Below are 17,406 nucleotides of genomic sequence, written 5' to 3' on the forward strand. Positions count from 1 at the left end.
TTAGTGCCGGAGCGGCGTCCTCAAGTCGAGCGTCAAAGGAAATTCTATTGTGCGTTCCTCGGGCGGCAGATCGACCTTGCCCGGGGTGTGGCCGTGGTCCTGAAACCGGGCCAGCCGCCGCGCCTCGGCCTCGTAGGAATTGACCGGCTTGGTGTCATAACTGCGGCCACCGGGATGGGCGACATGGTAGACGCAGCCGCCGAGGGAGCGGCCATTCCAGGTATCAATTAAATCAAATGTCAGCGGCGCGTGCACCGGAATGGTCGGATGCAGCCCGGACGCCGGCTGCCAGGCCTTGAAGCGGACCCCGGCGACCGCTTCGCCGGAGCGGCCGGTGGCCGTCATCGGCATCCGCCGGCCATTGCAGGTGACGACGTGGCGGCCTTCGACGAAGCCCGACGCCTTGATCTGCAACCGTTCCACCGACGAATCGACATAGCGCACGGTACCGCCGGCCGAACCCTCCTCGCCGAGTACGTGCCACGGCTCCAGTGCCTGCCGCAGTTCCAGCGAAACGCCGCCGTGATGGACCCGGCCGAACACCGGGAAACGAAACTCGAGCTGCGCCGAATACCATTCCGGCGAGAATTCGTAGCCGGAGTGCTTGAGTTCTTCGAGCACGCCCAAAAAGTCTTCCCAGAGAAAATGCGGCAGCATGAAGCTGTCATGCAGCGTGGTGCCCCAGCGCACGAAATTGCCCTGTTGCGGCTCGCGCCACATTTTTGCGATCAGCGCCCGGATCAAGAGTTGCTGCGCCAGCGACATGCGCGGATCGGGCGGCATTTCCAGCGCGCGGAACTCGACCAGTCCGAGACGGCCGGTCGGCCCGTCGGGCGAATAGAGCTTGTCGATGCAGATTTCGGCGCGATGGGTATTGCCTGTTATGTCGACCAGGATGTGCCGGAACAGGCGGTCGACCAGCCATAGCGGCGCCTCGATGCCCGGCGGCGGCACGTGGGCCAGCGCGATTTCAAGTTCATAGAGGCCGTCATGCCGCGCCTCGTCGATGCGCGGCGCCTGGCTGGTCGGGCCGATGAACATGCCCGAGAACAGATAGGACAGCGACGGATGACGCTGCCAGTACAGCACGAGACTCTTCAAGAGATCCGGCCGGCGCAGGAACGGTGAATCCTGCGGCGTGCTGCCACCGACCACGACGTGATTGCCGCCGCCGGTGCCGGTGTGACGACCGTCGACGAGGAAACGGTTGGCGCCGAGGCGCGTTTTTGCCGCGTCCTCGTAAAGGCCGAAGGTGATGTCGACCGCCTCGCGCCAGTTCTGCGCCGGCTGGATGTTGATTTCGATCACGCCGGGATCGGGCGTCACCTTGATGACTTCGACGCGCGGATCGTAAGGCGGCGAGTAGCCCTCGACATGGACCTGCAGCTGCAGCTCTTCGGCGGTCGCTTCTACCGCCGTGATCAGCTCCAGATAATCTTCCAGTTTCTCGACCGGCGGCATGAAGGCGCACAAAACGCCGTCGCGGATTTCAATCGACATCGCCGTGCGCACGGGTTCGAGTTTTGGCTTCTCCTTGGCCTTCGCGTCCTTGGCTTTGGTCCCCGTGTCGGAAGCTGCCAGTTCGTCGCGTGGCTCCATCGGATCCTGCTCGACGATGTAGGGATATTCTTCCGGCGGAATGTGTTCCAGCGAAGCGATCGGCAGCCGCAGGCCCAGCGGGGAATCGCCTGGAAACAGGAACAGATAGCCGCGCCGGATCTTCCAGCGTTCGCTGCGCCAGTGCCCGGGCGGGTGCTTGAAGGCCTCGTTCCAGCGCTGGATCGGCAGCACAAATCCCTTGGGCTTGTTGAGCCCGGAATCGAACACCCGCGCCATCCGTGAGCGCTCTTCCGGATCGGCCAATTTGGAGTCGGTCGGATCGACATTCGCCGGCAGCGCCGCTTCCTTCTGCAGCCAATGCGCGGTGTCTTCGAAGGCGGGCAGCACGTAGTCGGTCGTAAGTCCGAGCTTTTGTGCGACGCCTTCGGCAAAATGTTCGGCGTCGGCGATTTCGGCCTTGCGCGGATTTTCGATGTTCGCGATCAGTTCGGCGTTCTTCCAGATCGGCACGCCATCCTTGCGCCAATAGAGCCCGAACGCCCAGCGCGGCAGGCTCTCGCCCGGATACCATTTGCCCTGCCCGTAATGCAGCAGACCGCCGGACGCAAAACGCGCGCGTAACTTACGAATGAGATCGTCGGCAAGCGCGCGCTTGGTCGGGCCGACGGCGGCGATATTCCATTCCGGCGATTCCAGATCATCGACCGAAACGAACGTCGGCTCGCCGCCCATCGTCAGCCGCACGTCGTCTTTCTTCAAATCGGCATCGACCGCTTCGCCGAGCCTGTCGAGACGCGACCAGGATTCGTCCGAGAACGGCCGCGTGATCCGCGGCGCCTCGCGGATGCGCTTGACGCTCATCTCGAAGCCGAACTCGACATTGGCAAAGCCGGCGCTGCCTGAGATCGGCGCCGCCGAGCGATAATGCGGCGTGGCGGCGACGGGAATGTGCCCCTCGCCGGTCAGCATGCCCGAGGTGACGTCGAAGCCGATCCACCCTGCCCCCGGCAGATAAACCTCGGCCCAGGCGTGCAGGTCGGTGAAATCGCTCTCGACCTCGCGCGGGCCTTCGACCGGATCGATGTCGGGGCGGAGTTGAATGAGATAGCCGGAGACAAAACGCGCCGCGAGCCCGAGATGCCTGAAAATCTGGATCAGGAGCCAGGCGGAGTCGCGGCACGAGCCGGAGCCGGCGGCGAGCGTCTCCTCCGGCGTCTGGATGCCCGGCTCCATGCGGATGACGTAACCGATTTTCTTTTGCAGCTGCGCGTTGAGGTCGACCAGGAAATTGACGGTGCTGTCGGCCTGGCGCGGGATGTCCTTCAGATAAGCGTCAAATAGCGGCCCCTCGTCCGATGTCGCCAGATATGGCGCCAGCTCGGTCTTGAGATCGTCGGTATATTGAAACGGCAAACTGGTGGCATAGGGCTCGACGAAGAAGTCAAACGGATTGACCACGGTCATCTGCGTCGAGAAATCGACCTCGATCTTCAGCTCGGTCGCCTTCTCCGGGAAAACGAATCGCGCCAGCCAGTTGCCCTGCGGATCCTGCTGCCAGTTCACGAAATGATTTGAAGGCGTGACCTTGAGCGAATAGCTCAGGATCGGCGTGCGCGTGTGCGGCGCCGGCCGCAGGCGTACGGTTTGAGGCCCGATGTCGATCGGTCGGTCGTATTTGTAGTGCGTAACGTGATGTAGTGCGACGAAGATCGACACGGACGGGCTACTCCAGCAGCTTTTTTAAGCAGAACACTGGTTCCGGTTGACATCAAGCACTAACAACGGGCACGGGGTGCCTAGGAACTATCCGCGCGTCGTCCCGGCGAAGGCTCAGATGCGCAATTGCGCATCGGGGGACCCATACCGCGTGATTTTTCAGTGAGGCAAGATGGCTGACGTCTTCCGCCAAACCAAGGCCGGTGGCTATGGGTCCCGGCCTTCGCCGGGACGACGGAAGAGAGAGCGCGACGACGAACCTACATCGTCGCGCCAATCACCCACGGCGCAAACTCCGCGCCGCCGAAATCAAAACTCTCGCTCTTGGTCGGCTGGCCCGATGCGGTCTTCAGCATCAGCTCGAAGATGCGCTGGCCGCATTCCTGCACCGTCTCCTGGCCGTCGAGGATGGTGCCGCAATTGACGTCCATGTCCTCTTCCATGCGGGTGTACATCGGCGTGTTGGTCGCAAGCTTGATCGAGGGCGCGGGCTTGCAGCCGAACACGCTGCCGCGGCCGGTGGTGAAGCAGACCAGATTGGCGCCGCCCGCCACCTGCCCGGTCGCCGCGACCGGGTCGTAGCCGGGCGTATCCATGAACACAAAACCCTTCTTGGTGACGGGCTCGGCGTAGTTCAGCACGTCGACCAGATTGGTGGTGCCGGCCTTGGCCATCGCGCCCAGTGACTTTTCCAGAATCGTCGTGAGGCCGCCGGCCTTGTTGCCGGGGCTCGGATTGGCGTTCATCTCGGCGCCTTCCCGCGCCGTGTATTCATCCCACCAGCGCATCAGGCCGACGAGTTTTTCGCCGACCTCACGGCTGACCGCGCGGCGCGTCAACAGATGTTCGGCGCCGTAGGTTTCCGGCGTCTCCGACAGGATCACGGTGCCGCCATGGCGCACCAGCAGATCGCTCGCAGCGCCCAGCGCCGGATTGGCGGATACACCGGAATAGCCGTCGGAGCCGCCGCATTGCAGCGCCACGGTCAGTTCACTCGCCGGTACCGGCTCGCGCTTCACTTTATTCGCGTCGATCAACGCCTCGCGCACAAAGGCGACGCCGGCTTCCACGGTCTTGCGGGTGCCGCCGACTTCCTGGATGTCCATCGCGCGCAGACGGCCCGCAAGCTTCTGCTCCTGCATCAAGCCGCCGATCTGGTTGACCTCGCAGCCGAGGCCGAGCACCACGACCGCCGAAAAATTCGCATGCCGCGCGTAACCGCCGAGCGTCCGCCGCAGCAGCGCCAGCGGCTCGTCCTGCGTCATGCCGCAGCCGGTCTTGTGGGTCAGCGCCACCACGCCGTCGACATTGGGGAAATCCGCGAGCGGATTGTCGCCGGTGAACGGGTTCTTCTTGAAGATGTCGGCGACCATGCCCGCGACATGCGCGCTGCAATTCACCGAGGTGAGGATGCCGATGTAGTTGCGGGTCGCGATCCGCCCGTCGGAACGGCGAATGCCGTCGAAGGTCGCGGGCAGATCGAAATTCGGCGTCGGGATAACGTCGACGCCGAACGCGTAGTCCTTGGCGAAATCGCCCATGCCGCAATTCTGGGTGTGGACGTGCTGGCCCGGCGCGATGGGAACCGTCGCAAAGCCGATGATCTGGCCGTAACGCCGCACCGGCTCGCCGGCCGCGATCGGCTTGATCGCCACCTTGTGGCCGGCGGGAATCCGCTCGACCGTGGTGACGCCCTCGGCCACGACCATGCCCGCCGGCAGGCTGGAACGTGCAATCAGCACACCATCATCGGGGTGCAGGCGGATCACGGGGGCTGGGGCCATGACAGGTCTCCTGGCTATCTCAAAACGATCGTGCCCCGGATGCTGGTGATCCGGGGCCCATGTCTTACCACAACAAATCGGTCCCGGCTCTGCGATGCACGGCCAAAGCAGCGCTGCATCGCGTCCGGAACACCAGAGCTACGCCTTGCCGGCTGAATCCTTGCGGGTCTGGTTCACCTGCATCTTGGCGTAGGTCGCCATCAGGCCGCTCTCGTTGGACAGCGTCACCAGCTTGAAGCCCATGTTGATCGCGCGGACGGCGCCTTCTGCGCCCGAGCAATGGATGCCAGCGTGCAGACCGCGCTTGCCGCATTCCTTGATGATCTTCTCATAGATCTTGAGGATTTCCGGCTCCTCGCGGTCGAGCTTCGGCACCAGGCCATAGGAGAAGCCGAGGTCGGAAGGTCCGATATAGACGCCGTTGATGCCCTCGACATCGAGGATCGCTTCCATGTTCTCGACCGCGGTCTTGGTCTCCATCATCGGCAGCAGCACGATCTCGTCATTGGCGGTCTGCTGATAGGTGCCGGCGGAACCGTACATGCCGGAGCGGATCGGGCCGTTCGAACGCGTGCCCTTCGGCGGATATTTCGCGTACTGAACCAGGTTCTTCGCTTCCTCCGGCGTGTTGATCATCGGGCAGATCACGCCATAGGCGCCGCCGTCGAGCACCTTGCCGATGATGCCGGGCTCGTTCCAGGGAACGCGGACCATCGGCGTCACCGGGTGACCGTTCATCGCCTGGAAACACTGCACCATCGACTGATAGTCCTGCACACCGTGCTGCATATCCACGGTGACGCTGTCGAAGCCGCATTGCGCGATCACTTCGGCCGAAAACCCTGACGGGATGGCCAGCCAGGCGTTGACCACGGCCTTGCCCGAAGCCCAGACTTTCTTGACGTTGTTTGTAGTCATTGATCGCGTTTCCTTTTGTGATCGTTGCAATCGGTGGATTTCACTGAACAGCCGAGCTCACCGCCCGCTGGATACTGACCTCGCTGACACCGACCTCGCGGGCGGTATTGACGATCGCTGCCCAGGTGTCATCAGGCAGCGGCACACCGTTGTTGGTGCGGTCGGCACGCATTTTCTTCTCGGAGTCGCCGGGGATCAGCACGGCGTCAACGCCTGAGACCGGCTTGGTGGCCCGGATGAAGTCGACATAGCGCGAGATTTCGCCGTCGAAGAAATTACTGGTGTCGATCACCTTGGGATCGACATAGATCGCGAGCATGCCGTTGGCGAATTGCCGGTCCGCCGAAGTAGCACCAGTGCCGGTCAATGCGCCGCCGAGCAGTTCGCAGATGAAGGCGAGCCCTGAGCCCTTGTGCTCGCCGAACGCGCGGATCGCGCCGGTGCCCTTGGTGTGATCGCGCGGGCCTTCCGCGCTGTGCGGCCCATAGAGCACCGCCGGGTCTTCATTCAGTGTGCCGTCGGCATCAACCAACGCACCCTCAGGCAATTTCTTGCCGCCGCGGCTCGCGACCAGCACCTTGCCTTCGGCGACGACCGAGGTCGCAAAATCGAGCACGATCGGATCCTGGCCCATTCGCGGAATGCCGACGCAATAGGGCGCGGTCGACAGCCGCTTCTCGACGCCGCCATAGGGCGCAACCAGCAACGAGCCGGCGGCGTTGACGAAATGTACCGACACCAGGCCTTCGGCCGCGGCCATTTCCGCCCAGTCGCCGACGCGGCCGATATGGCCGGCGTTGCGCAGCGCGATCGCGGCCAGCCCCGCCTTCTTGCATTTCTCGATGCCGATCCGCACCGCTTGCGGCGTCACGGTCTGTCCGTACCCGAACTTGCCATCGACGACCGCAAGCGAAGGCGTATCGACCACGATTTCGACGGTCTGATCGGGAACCACCCTTCCCGTTTTCTTCCAGCTGACATAGAGCGGCACCCGGATCACGCCGTGGCTATCATGGCCGGTGAGATTGGCTGTTGTCAGGTAGGTCGCGATGCGCCTTGCTTCTTCGGCGGAGGATTCCGAACGGGAAAAGACCTCGGCAACGAAATCGATCAAATTGCTGACTTGGATCGTGACCATGTCTGGAGTTCAGCCTGTTCTTCGTCTTTCGGTCCAGCCGCATCATCCCGCGACGAAACCGCTAGCTCCCGCACCGGTTTTCACGACCAGCTTGGCTGCACTTTGAGCGAAAAATGGCGCGCGTGTCTATGGCCTCAGTCGCGCTCGGGCAATGATTGCAATCATTTGCCTGGCCGCTATGCGTGGCGCCGGTAGCATCATGCAAATTTGTGCTCACTCCTCGATCTCGCCGCTTTCCTCGCCTGCCACTTCCATGGCCACGAGGCTGCGTTCCAGCACGCCCAGCATGTCCTGCAATTCGGCAAGTTTGCGGGCACCATATCGGCTGGTGATTTCGGCGTAGATCGCTTCCGAGGTCGGTGCCACCGCCTCGATCAGTTTCAATCCCTTGGCTGATATCGACACCACGGCGCGGCGCAGATCGGCCTTGGCCGTACGGCGCTCGATCAACTGGCGCGCTTCGAGGTCGCGCAGGATGCGCGACAGGCTTGGTCCCAGCAGAAACGCGACACGCGCCAGCTCGGTTACTTCAATGGCATCCACGGTCGTGAGCGCGCGCAGGATCCGCCATTGCTGTTCGGTCAGGCCGTGATTGCGCAAGGAGGGCCGGAACTGCCGCATCACGGCTTCGCGAGCGCGCAGCAGCGACATCGGCAGCGAACGCGAAAAGTCGCGCATCGGCGCGCGCCGCACCGTCTCGGCCGTTTCCGTGCTGGATTCCGTCTGCGATTTCTTCCGTGCCATCCGCCAATCGTCCGCCATCAGTAATGCTGATCAAAGGGAATAAAGTTTTGCGGTGCAGCAAGCGCTAATTCGGTTTGATCGATTTCACTTAACATGTTAATCATCTGCCGGCACCATCTTTTTGCTGAGAGCAAATGGCCCTTTCCACCGACCAGATTCGCGCCGCCGCCGAGCGGCTGGACCATGCGGAAAAGACCCGCACGCAGATCCGGCAGATTTCGCTCGAGCACCCCGCCATCACCATCGCCGACGCCTACGCCATCCAGAAGGCGTGGGTCGAGATGAAGATCGCGCAGGGCCGCATTGTCAAAGGCCACAAGATCGGCCTGACCTCGAAGGCGATGCAGAGCGCGCTCAATATCAACGAGCCGGATTCCGGCATCCTGCTCGACGACATGTTCTTTGCCGATGGGGGTCTCGTGCCATCGGACCGGTTCATCGCGACCCGCGTCGAGGCCGAACTTGCGTTCGTGATGAAGACGCGGCTTTCGGGCCCCGACTGCACGATGTTCGACGTGCTCAACGCCACCGATTTTGTGGTGCCGGCGCTGGAAATTCTCGATACCCGCGTTGAACGCGTCGATCCGCAAACCAAAGCGACACGAAAGATCTTCGACACCATCGCCGACAACGCCGCCAATGCCGGCATCGTGCTCGGCGGCCGGCCGATCCGCCCGATGGACGCCGATCTGCGCTGGATCGGCGCGCTGTGCTTTCGCAACGGCCAGCTGGAAGAGACCGGGCTTGCCGCGGGCGTGCTCAACCATCCCGCAACCTCCGTGGCCTGGCTCGCCAACAAGATCGCGCCCAATGGATTGGCGCTGGAAGCGGGGCAAGTGGTGCTGGCGGGATCCTTCATTCGCCCGATCGAGACCCGCAAAGGCGACACGATCCAGGCCGACTATGGTCCCTACGGCTCGGTGAGCTGTTACTTCGCTTGATATGTTTGCGATAAACGCTGGAGTACCGACATGCCGCATTTCACGATCGAATACTCCGCCAATCTCGATGCGCGCGTCGATATGGGTGCGGTAGTGGAACTGGTGCGCAAGGCCGCGGTTGAAACCGGCATCTTTCCGCTCGGAGGCATCCGTGTCCGCGCGATCAGATGCGAGCACTACGCGATCGCCGACAACAGGCAAAATTACGGCTTCCTCGACATGGTGCTGCGACTCGGTGAAGGCCGCAATCTTGCCACGCGAAAGAAGGCCGGCGAGCACATTTTCAAGACGCTGTCCGCCCACCTCGATCCGGTGTTCAAGGAAACAAAGTTCGCGTTGTCGTTCGACATGCAGATCAACGACAAGGAAACCAGTTGGAAGCGCAACAACATCCACGAAGCTTTGAAGGTGGAGACGGTCAATGGATAAGGTCACCCCGAAAGACGTGTTTCAGGCCAATCGCGACCGCGCAGCTCCCCTGCTCGCGAAACTGAAGGCCGAGGGCATCGGGCACATGATCGATGGCAAGGTGGTGCCGTCGACATCAGGGCAAACTTTCGAGACCAAATCGCCGGTCGATGGCGCGGTGCTGGCCTCCGTTGCGCGCGGCAATCCTGATGATATCGACCGCGCCGCCACGGCGGCGTCGCAGGCGTTCAAATCCTGGCGCGACATGCCGGCGACGACGCGCAAGAAGCTGCTGCATCGCGTCGCCGACGCCATCGAAGACCGCGCCGACGATATCGCCGTGCTCGAATGCATCGATACCGGGCAGGCCCACCGCTTCATGGCCAAGGCGGCGATCCGCGCTGCAGAGAATTTCCGCTTCTTCGCCGATAAATGCGCGGAGGCTCGCGACGGGCGCAACACGCCGAGCGAGGAACACTGGAACATCTCGACACGGGTGCCGATCGGTCCGGTCGGCGTGATCACGCCGTGGAACACACCGTTCATGCTGTCGACCTGGAAGATCGCGCCGGCGCTCGCCGCCGGCTGCACCGTCGTGCACAAGCCCGCGGAATGGTCACCGGTGACGGCTGACCTCCTTGCAAAACTGGTAAAACAGGCCGGCGTGCCCGATGGCGTGCTCAACACTGTCCATGGCATCGGCGAAGAGGCCGGCAAGGCGCTGACCGAGCATCCCGCGATCAAGGCGATTGGGTTCGTCGGCGAGAGTTCGACGGGTTCGGCGATCATGGCGCAGGGCGCGCCGACGTTGAAGCGCGTGCATTTCGAGCTCGGCGGCAAGAACCCCGTGATCGTGTTCGACGACGCTGATCTGGACCGTGCGCTCGATGCGGTGGTCTTCATGATCTACTCGCTCAATGGCGAGCGCTGCACCTCGTCGAGCCGACTGCTGGTCCAGCAGGGCATCGCCGAAAAATTCATTGAGAAGCTGACAGCGCGGGTGAAAGCGCTGAAGGTCGGCCATCCCCTCGATCCCGTCACCGAGATCGGTCCCCTGATCCACGAGCGGCATCTTGCAAAAGTCTGCAGCTATTTCGAGGTCGCACAGAAGGACGGCGCGACCATCGCGGTTGGCGGTAGACCGCATGACGGGCCCGGCGGCGGGCATTATGTCCAGCCGACGCTGGTCACAGGTGCGCATTCGAAGATGCGCGTCGCGCAGGAGGAAGTATTCGGGCCGTTCCTGACCGTGATTCCGTTCAAGGACGAGAGGGACGCGATCGAAATCGCCAATGGCGTACAGTACGGCCTCACCGGCTACGTCTGGACCGGCGACATGGGCCGCGCGCTGCGCGTCGCGGATTCGCTGGAAGCCGGCATGATCTGGCTCAACTCCGAAAACGTCCGCCATCTGCCCACCCCGTTCGGCGGCATGAAATCATCAGGCATCGGCCGCGACGGCGGCGATTATTCGTTCGACTTCTACATGGAAACCAAACACGTCTCGCTGGCGCGCGGGACGCACAAGATTCAGAGACTGGGGATTTAACGACTCGTCATTCCGGGGCGACGCGCAGCGGCGAGCCCGGAATCCATAACCACGATCGGGAGTATGGATTCCGGGCCTGCGCCTTACGGCGCATCCCGGAATGACAGCTAACCAGGGAAACGCCATGCCGGTACCTACACACATCTTCGATCCGCCGTTCAACATCATCCGCTCCAGCCACGCCGTACTCGACGTGACGGATTTGAACGCCAGCAGCGATTTTTACGAGAAGACCGTCGGCCTCCATGTCGAGGACCGCGACGAAAAGGCGGTCTATCTGCGCGGCGCCGAGGAGCATCAGCATCACTCGCTGGTGCTGCGCAAGGCACAGGCGGCGGCCTGCAACCGGCTCGGCTTCAAGGTCGGCAATGACGGCGACCTCGACAAGGCCGCGAGCTTCTTTTCCGAGAACGGCATCCCCTACGCCTTCGCCGAGCAGCCGTTCCAGGGCCGCACGCTGCACTTCACCGATCCTTTCGGCTTCCAGATCGAACTCTATGCGACAATGGAGAAGCGCCCGCACCTGCTGCGGCGCTACGACCTCTACAAGGGCTGCCATCCGCAGCGGCTCGATCACTTCAACGTCTTCGCCGCCGAAGTTCAAGGCACCGTCGATTTCTACGCCCGGCTGGGTTTCCGGCTGACCGAATATGGCGAGGAGGACGGCCCGAACGGACGCATCGCGGCAGCCTGGATGCACCGCAAGGGCAACGTGCACGATTTTGCCATCACCAACGGCAAGGGCCCTCGCCTGCACCATTTCGCTTACTGGGTGCCGACGGCGATGAACGTGCTGCATCTCTGCGACGTGATGGCTTCCAGCGGCTTCCTCAAGAATATCGAGCGCGGCCCCGGCCGCCACGGTATTTCGAATGCGTTTTTCCTTTACATCCGCGACCCCGACGGCCATCGGCTCGAACTCTACACCAGCGACTACTTTACCGGCGATCACGACCATGAGCCGCTGCGCTGGTCGCTCAGGGATCCGCGCCGGCAAACGCTGTGGGGCGCACCGGCGCCGCGCTCCTGGTTCGAGCAGGGCTCGCCGTTCACGGGGCAGGCGGTGCGCGAACCGGCATTCGTCGCCGATGTCACGATCGCGGATTAGGACGCCCAGATGACCTCACCTCGCCTCGCGACCTATTCGATCGGCGGCGCCACCAGATACGGCGCCGTCACCGACACCGGCATCGTCGATCTCTCCGCGCGCTTCGGACAAGAATATCCGACGCTGCGTGAAGCCATCGCCGCCGGTGCGCTGATGAAATTGGTCGAGGACGCCGCAAAGTGCTCGCCGGACCATGCGCTCGACGCCATCACATGGCAGCCGCCGATCCCGGCGCCGGAAAAGATCATCTGCATCGGCGTGAACTATCCGGACCGCAACGCCGAATACAAGGACGGCCAGGACGCGCCGAAGTTCCCCAGCATGTTCATGCGCACGCCGCGCTCCTTTGTCGGCCACAACGCGCCGCTGGTGCGTCCGCGCGCGTCGCCGCAGCTAGATTACGAGGGCGAACTGGTGCTTGTGATCGGCAAGACCGGCCGCCATATCAAGGAGAGTGACGCGCTGGATCACGTCGCCGCGGTGACGCTGTGTAATGAGGGCACCATCCGCGACTGGGTGCGGCATGCCAAGTTCAATGTCACTCAAGGCAAGAACTTTGATTCCACCGGCAGCCTTGGCCCGTGGCTGGTTCCCTACACCAGTGAATCGCAGATCGCAGATGTCCGCCTGACCACAAAGGTCAACGGTGAGACGCGACAGGACGACCGCACCTCGCGGCTGATCTTCGGCTTCCGTTATCTCCTCAACTACATCTCGACCTTCACCACGCTGGTGCCCGGCGACGTCATCGTGACGGGAACGCCGACGGGGGCCGGCGCACGGTTCGATCCGCCGCGCTACCTCAAGCCCGGCGACGTTATCGAGGTCGAAGCCGAAGGCGTCGGCATGCTGCGCAACGGTGTGGCCGACGAGGCCTGAACAATCTCTGCAATGATGGAACGGTGACATGACTTCAACATCCGGCGGCGAAGCGATCGTCAACGGCCTCGTCGCGCACGGCGTCGATACCGTGTTCGGCCTGCCCGGCGCGCAGGTCTACGGGCTGTTCGACGCCTTCCATCAGGCGCAGTTGAAAGTGATCGGCGCGCGGCACGAGCAGGCCTGCGGCTATATGGCCTTTGGCTATGCGCGCGCCAGCGGCAAGCCCGGCGTCTTTAGCGTGGTGCCCGGCCCCGGCGTGCTCAACGCCGGTGCGGCGCTGCTGACGGCGTTCGGTTGTAACGAGCCGGTGCTATGCCTGACCGGCCAGGTGCCGACGGCGTTTCTCGGCAAGGGCCGTGGCCATCTGCACGAGATGCCGGACCAACTCGCAACGCTGCGCACCTTCGTCAAATGGGCTGATAGAATCGAATATCCCGACGACGCCCCGGCAAAGGTCTCGCGCGCATTCCAGGAAATGCTGTCGGGGCGCCGCGGTCCGGTGTCGCTGGAAATGCCGTGGGACGTGTTCACGCAGCGTGCGCAGGTGGCAAGCTCGACTCCGTTCGATCTCTTCCCGGCGCCACAGCCTGACCCTGACCGCATCAAAGCGGCGGCCGCGCTGGTATCCGGCAGCAAGCGGCCGATGATCTTTGTCGGCAGCGGCGCGATCCATGCACGCGAGGAAATCCTCGAACTGGCCGAAATGATCGATGCGCCCGTGGTGGCGTTCCGCAGCGGCCGCGGCATCGTCTCCAATGCGCATGAACTCGGGCTGACGATGGCGGCGGCCTACAAATTGTGGCCGCAGACCGATTTGATGATCGGAATCGGGACGCGCATGGAATTGCCAGCTTCGGGATTCCGATGGCCGTTCCAGCCGGCCGGCCTGAAGTCGATCCGTATCGATATCGATCCGTCGGAAATGCGGCGGCTGACGCCGGACGCCGCCGTGGTCGCGGACGCCAAGGCCGGCACGGCCGATCTGGTCGCGGCCGTGAAGAAGGCTGGTTACAGCAGGACCAGCGGAAGGCGTTCCGCAATCCGCGAAGCCACCGCCGCGGCGCACCAGGAGATCCAGAAGGTCCAGCCGCAGATGGCCTATCTGAACATCCTGCGCGAGGTGCTGCCGCCGAATGCTATCGTCACCGACGAGCTGTCGCAGGTCGGCTTCGCCTCCTGGTACGGCTTTCCGATCTATGAGCCGCGCACCTTCATTACTTCGGGCTATCAGGGCACGCTCGGTTCGGGATTCCCGACCGCGCTCGGCGCCAAGGTCGCGCATCCGGACCGGCCGGTGGTCGCGATAACCGGCGACGGCGGCTTCATGTTCGGCGTGCAGGAACTGTCGACCGCCGTGCAGTTCAAGATCGGGGTGGTGACGCTGGTCTTCAACAACAACGCCTACGGCAATGTGCGCCGCGACCAGCGCGAACGCTTCGACGGCCGTGTGGTGGCGTCCGATCTGGTCAATCCGGATTTCGTCAAGCTCGCCGAATCCTTCGGCGTCGGTGCCGCGCGCGTTACCTCGCCCGATCATTTTCGTGCGGCGCTGGAAAAGGCGCTGGCCGATGGCGGGCCGTATGTGATTTCGGTGGAAGTGCCGACCGACTCTGAAGTCAGTCCGTGGAAGTTCATCCATCCGGCGATGCCGTAAGTGTCGTCATTCCGGGGCGGCGCGAAGCGACGAACCCGGAATCTCGAGATTCCGGGTTCGCGCTAACGCGCGCCCCGGAATGACTGTTAAACTCTCCGCTCCTGCATACTGCGCTGCATTCGCGAAGCCGCGATTACCAACAGGCCCGCACCCGCAACCGCCCAGCAGGCGACCGGCGCCCAGTGCAACAGTGGCGCGTATTCCGGCAGCTTTTGCAGGCCGCCGGCGACCGCCGCCATCCGCGCAAAGGTCGCCAGTGCCAGCGCTGAAAACATCAGCCCGATCACCTTGCCCTCGGCGCCGGTGTCCCCGATCGCCAGCGCCGCCGATACCGCGCTCATCAGCATGCAACCCCAGGCCGCGCCGGCCACGAACTGCGCAACAATAAGGATGTTGAGGCTGCCTGACAGCTCGGCGGCGAGCACCGCCAACGCGCCGAACAGGCCGGCCGCACCCATCACGAACAACCCACCGCGGTGCTTGACCACGACGCTCGCTGGAAACATCGCGATGTTAAAGCCGATCCAGAACACTGGCAGCAGCCACTGCAACTGATCTTGCGTCGTGAAACGCAGGAAGAACGACGAGCTGTTGAGGCTGAAATGCAGTTGATAGCCGAGCGACAGGATCACCATCGACGCGACGAAGAACATCGGGATCGTGCTGAGCGCTTTGGCTGGGACCGCCGTCTCGCTCGGGGCGGGCGCTTGCGCCGCAGCGTCCCGCTCGACCTTCGACAGCGCAAGCGTGGTGAGCAGCAGGACGACGCCCGAAATCAGGAACGGAAGCCGCGGATCCTGGTTGCGCAGCACCGTGCCGAGATAGGGCGAGATCGCGCCGGCCAGGCCGTAACCCAACATCGCCAGCGCCGCCAGCAGCGGCACCTGTGACCGCGCGCGATGCTTGCCGAGCAGCGTCAGCGGCGGTGCACGCAACGCCGACGACGTCACGACCCAGATCACGATCAGCACGATGAACCAGGCTTGTGCGCCCGGACCCGTGCCGGCCACGAACGGCAACGCCACGAACGCCGCGCAGGAGATCGCGGTCAGGATGCCGACAAAGACTCCGAGCCGGCCGATAAAGGGTGCGATCCTGTCGGCCGCAATTCCCATCGCGGTGTCGGTGATGGTGAAGATCGCCTGATCGAGCATCAGGATGAAGATCACCATGCCAGGTGCGATCCCGACCTGGGCTGCGAGCTTCGGCAGATAGATGACGTAAGTGGTCCAGCCCAGCGTGAAGATCAGTTGCAGCACGGCCAGGTAGATGCCGGTGCGGCTGGCGCCCGCGCCGCTGCCGGCCTTTACTTCAGTCGTGGTCATATTTCGCTCCCCGCCCGGCGGAGAGCATAGACCAGACGAAACTTCGATGGGAAGCCGGTAAGCCCGCGTCAGCGCGCCTTGCGGAAGGTCAGATTGATGCGCTGGCGGCCCAATACGGCGTGTTCACCGTCGGCCAGCGGTGCCACGCCGTGAAAAAACAAGCGCGACGGCCCGCCCCAGACCACGACGTCGCCATGCACCAGCCGAAACCGCGCCGGCTTGTCGCTGCGTTTCAATCCGCCGAACAGGAAGATCGCCGGTATCCCGAGCGACACCGAGACGATCGGCGCGGCAAAATCCTGCTCGTCCTTGTCCTGATGCAGCGACATCCGGGCGCCCGGCTCGTAGCGGTTGATCAGGCAGGCATCGGGTGAAAAGTGTTCGAAGCCGCCCTCGGTCGCCGCTTCGGCGGCCAGTTCGCGAAACACCGCGGGCATCGCCGGCCACGGCTGGCCGGACTCGGGATCGATGCCGTCATAGCGATAACCGGTGCGATCGGTGACCCAGCCGGCATTGCCGCAATTGGTCATCGCCACCGACATCTGATGACCGCCCGGCGTCGACATATGGCGGAACGCCGCTTGCGCCACGATCTCGCGCAGCGCCGGGATCAGATCGGCTTCAAAGCGCAGCGCGAAACCGCGCAGCAGCACGGCGCCGTCGGCCATCGCTTCCCGCGACGGCTGCACATCGGCGATGGCGTCGAACAAATCTGCAGTCAATTCGCTTCGCACTCACATGGCGTGGTGAATTACTTGGCGTCGTGAAAGATCACGCCGACAGTATGACGATGGCCGGACCGGATCTGGCTGACGCCATGGCGCAGATTAACGCGATAGAACCCGCGCGTCCCCTGCACCGGGCGGTGATGCACAGCAAATGCCACCGCGTCGCCTTGTGCGAGCGGCACCACCTCGGGCCGCGACTGCATCCGCGGCCGCTGCTCGGTCAGCACGAATTCACCGCCGGTGAAATCGCGCCCCGGTTCCGAGAGCAGGATCGCGACCTGCAGCGGGAACACATGCTCGCCATAGAGATCCTGATGCAGGCAATTGTAATCGCCGGGCCCATATTGCAGCAGCAGCGGCGTCGGCCGCACCTGCCCGGCATCGTGGCACCGTTTCAGGAACGCCTGATGCGCCAGGGGATAGCGGATATCGGTGCCCATCGTCTGGTTCCAGCGATTGGCAATGCCGCACAGCCGCGCATACAGCGCCGGGCGCAGTTCCGCGATCAGGTCGGGCAGCGGATAGGAGAAATATTTGTATTCGCCGCGGCCAAAGCCGTGACGCCCCATCACGATGCGGCTGCGGAACCTGCTGTCGTCAGGATACAGCGCCGCGATCGCCTGGCATTCGTCCGGCGACAGCAAACCCTTCAGCACGGCGCAGCCCTGCCCGTCGAGATCGGCCGTCACCTGCGTCCAGTCGATGGCATCGACGCGGGCGGCGATGTCGGGGGATGGGCGGAGGTCGGTGGTTTTTGCGGTTGCTTTCATGGCGGGCAGTTTCGCAAGTCGCGCCGTATCACGCCACCCGATTTCCGTTAACGGTGTCGTCCCGGCCTAGTGCGCAATTGCGCACGGGGGCCGGGATCTACCGTGTTAGCTGTCAAGAGGCGTTAGCGCCTTTCCAAGGCTGTCCGGACCTGATTACGGCATTGGCGAAGACGACAAGGCG

Annotated in this window: 14 protein-coding genes; 6 read left to right on the top strand and 8 right to left on the bottom strand. The window is 63.4% G+C overall.

Going from position 1 to position 17,406, the window contains the following annotated elements:
- From JQ597_RS17510 to hpaR, 5 genes are all read right to left on the bottom strand, one after another.
- The gene (locus JQ597_RS17510; protein WP_212265492.1) at positions 1 to 3,276 is read right to left on the bottom strand and encodes a transglutaminase family protein; all 3,276 of its coding nucleotides are present in this window, start codon (positions 3,274 to 3,276) and stop codon (positions 1 to 3) included.
- Positions 3,277 to 3,536: 260 nt separating this feature from the next.
- Positions 3,537 to 5,060 (bottom strand): UxaA family hydrolase, encoded by a 1,524-nt coding sequence (locus JQ597_RS17515; RefSeq protein ID WP_212265493.1) that lies wholly within the window; start codon positions 5,058 to 5,060, stop codon positions 3,537 to 3,539.
- 138 nt (positions 5,061 to 5,198) lie between these two features.
- Positions 5,199 to 5,978: an HpcH/HpaI aldolase family protein gene (locus JQ597_RS17520; protein WP_212000601.1), complete on the bottom strand. Its 780-nt coding sequence runs from the start codon at positions 5,976 to 5,978 to the stop codon at positions 5,199 to 5,201.
- 40 nt (positions 5,979 to 6,018) lie between these two features.
- Positions 6,019 to 7,116, bottom strand: coding sequence for a malate/lactate/ureidoglycolate dehydrogenase (locus tag JQ597_RS17525; protein ID WP_212265494.1), 1,098 nt, complete (start codon positions 7,114 to 7,116; stop codon positions 6,019 to 6,021).
- 213 nt (positions 7,117 to 7,329) lie between these two features.
- Positions 7,330 to 7,860 carry a homoprotocatechuate degradation operon regulator HpaR gene (gene hpaR, locus JQ597_RS17530; protein ID WP_212265495.1) on the bottom strand — a complete coding sequence of 177 codons (531 nt, stop codon included), beginning with the start codon at positions 7,858 to 7,860 and terminating at the stop codon, positions 7,330 to 7,332.
- 134 nt (positions 7,861 to 7,994) lie between these two features.
- On the opposite strand from hpaR, the gene hpaH reads away from it, so the two are divergent.
- The 6 genes from hpaH to JQ597_RS17560 all read left to right on the top strand — a co-directional run bounded on the left by hpaH (position 7,995) and on the right by JQ597_RS17560 (position 14,402).
- A complete protein-coding gene (gene hpaH / locus JQ597_RS17535) occupies positions 7,995 to 8,801 on the top strand; it encodes a 2-oxo-hept-4-ene-1,7-dioate hydratase (protein WP_212265496.1) in 807 nt (268 codons plus the stop codon).
- Positions 8,802 to 8,831: 30 nt separating this feature from the next.
- Positions 8,832 to 9,230, top strand: a complete 399-nt coding sequence (locus JQ597_RS17540; RefSeq protein WP_212265497.1) for a 5-carboxymethyl-2-hydroxymuconate Delta-isomerase — start codon at positions 8,832 to 8,834, stop codon at positions 9,228 to 9,230.
- Positions 9,223 to 10,758: a 5-carboxymethyl-2-hydroxymuconate semialdehyde dehydrogenase gene (gene hpaE / locus JQ597_RS17545; protein WP_212265498.1), complete on the top strand. Its 1,536-nt coding sequence runs from the start codon at positions 9,223 to 9,225 to the stop codon at positions 10,756 to 10,758. Before JQ597_RS17540 ends, hpaE begins: the two co-directional genes overlap by 8 nt.
- A gap of 124 nt (positions 10,759 to 10,882) precedes the next feature.
- Positions 10,883 to 11,866 (top strand): 3,4-dihydroxyphenylacetate 2,3-dioxygenase, encoded by a 984-nt coding sequence (gene hpaD / locus JQ597_RS17550; RefSeq protein WP_212265499.1) that lies wholly within the window; start codon positions 10,883 to 10,885, stop codon positions 11,864 to 11,866.
- A 9-nt stretch (positions 11,867 to 11,875) separates the two neighbouring features.
- Positions 11,876 to 12,745: a fumarylacetoacetate hydrolase family protein gene (locus tag JQ597_RS17555; RefSeq protein WP_212265500.1), complete on the top strand. Its 870-nt coding sequence runs from the start codon at positions 11,876 to 11,878 to the stop codon at positions 12,743 to 12,745.
- Positions 12,746 to 12,773: 28 nt separating this feature from the next.
- Positions 12,774 to 14,402, top strand: a complete 1,629-nt coding sequence (locus tag JQ597_RS17560; protein ID WP_212265501.1) for a thiamine pyrophosphate-dependent enzyme — start codon at positions 12,774 to 12,776, stop codon at positions 14,400 to 14,402.
- 86 nt (positions 14,403 to 14,488) lie between these two features.
- Here JQ597_RS17560 and JQ597_RS17565 read toward each other — a convergent pair whose 3' ends face one another.
- The 3 genes from JQ597_RS17565 to JQ597_RS17575 all read right to left on the bottom strand — a co-directional run bounded on the left by JQ597_RS17565 (position 14,489) and on the right by JQ597_RS17575 (position 17,225).
- Complete coding sequence (locus JQ597_RS17565) at positions 14,489 to 15,727, bottom strand: MFS transporter (protein WP_212265502.1); 1,239 nt, start codon at positions 15,725 to 15,727, stop codon at positions 14,489 to 14,491.
- A 68-nt stretch (positions 15,728 to 15,795) separates the two neighbouring features.
- A complete protein-coding gene (gene alkB / locus JQ597_RS17570) occupies positions 15,796 to 16,449 on the bottom strand; it encodes a DNA oxidative demethylase AlkB (protein ID WP_212265503.1) in 654 nt (217 codons plus the stop codon).
- A 29-nt stretch (positions 16,450 to 16,478) separates the two neighbouring features.
- Positions 16,479 to 17,225 carry a 2OG-Fe(II) oxygenase gene (locus tag JQ597_RS17575; RefSeq protein WP_212265504.1) on the bottom strand — a complete coding sequence of 249 codons (747 nt, stop codon included), beginning with the start codon at positions 17,223 to 17,225 and terminating at the stop codon, positions 16,479 to 16,481.
- Positions 17,226 to 17,406 lie beyond the last annotated feature (181 nt).

Source organism: Bradyrhizobium sp. AUGA SZCCT0177 (assembly GCF_018130125.1).
Lineage (GTDB): Bacteria > Pseudomonadota > Alphaproteobacteria > Rhizobiales > Xanthobacteraceae > Bradyrhizobium.

Coding starts and splice junctions, on each gene's coding strand:
- JQ597_RS17525 (WP_212265494.1), bottom strand. CDS start 7,116: ATGGTCACGATCCAAGTCAGCAATTTGATCGATTTCGTTGCCGAGGTC.
- hpaE (WP_212265498.1), top strand. CDS start 9,223: ATGGATAAGGTCACCCCGAAAGACGTGTTTCAGGCCAATCGCGACCGC.
- JQ597_RS17555 (WP_212265500.1), top strand. CDS start 11,876: ATGACCTCACCTCGCCTCGCGACCTATTCGATCGGCGGCGCCACCAGA.
- JQ597_RS17575 (WP_212265504.1), bottom strand. CDS start 17,225: ATGAAAGCAACCGCAAAAACCACCGACCTCCGCCCATCCCCCGACATC.
- JQ597_RS17565 (WP_212265502.1), bottom strand. CDS start 15,727: ATGACCACGACTGAAGTAAAGGCCGGCAGCGGCGCGGGCGCCAGCCGC.
- hpaH (WP_212265496.1), top strand. CDS start 7,995: ATGGCCCTTTCCACCGACCAGATTCGCGCCGCCGCCGAGCGGCTGGAC.
- hpaD (WP_212265499.1), top strand. CDS start 10,883: ATGCCGGTACCTACACACATCTTCGATCCGCCGTTCAACATCATCCGC.
- JQ597_RS17515 (WP_212265493.1), bottom strand. CDS start 5,060: ATGGCCCCAGCCCCCGTGATCCGCCTGCACCCCGATGATGGTGTGCTG.
- JQ597_RS17560 (WP_212265501.1), top strand. CDS start 12,774: ATGACTTCAACATCCGGCGGCGAAGCGATCGTCAACGGCCTCGTCGCG.
- JQ597_RS17540 (WP_212265497.1), top strand. CDS start 8,832: ATGCCGCATTTCACGATCGAATACTCCGCCAATCTCGATGCGCGCGTC.
- JQ597_RS17520 (WP_212000601.1), bottom strand. CDS start 5,978: ATGACTACAAACAACGTCAAGAAAGTCTGGGCTTCGGGCAAGGCCGTG.
- hpaR (WP_212265495.1), bottom strand. CDS start 7,860: ATGGCACGGAAGAAATCGCAGACGGAATCCAGCACGGAAACGGCCGAG.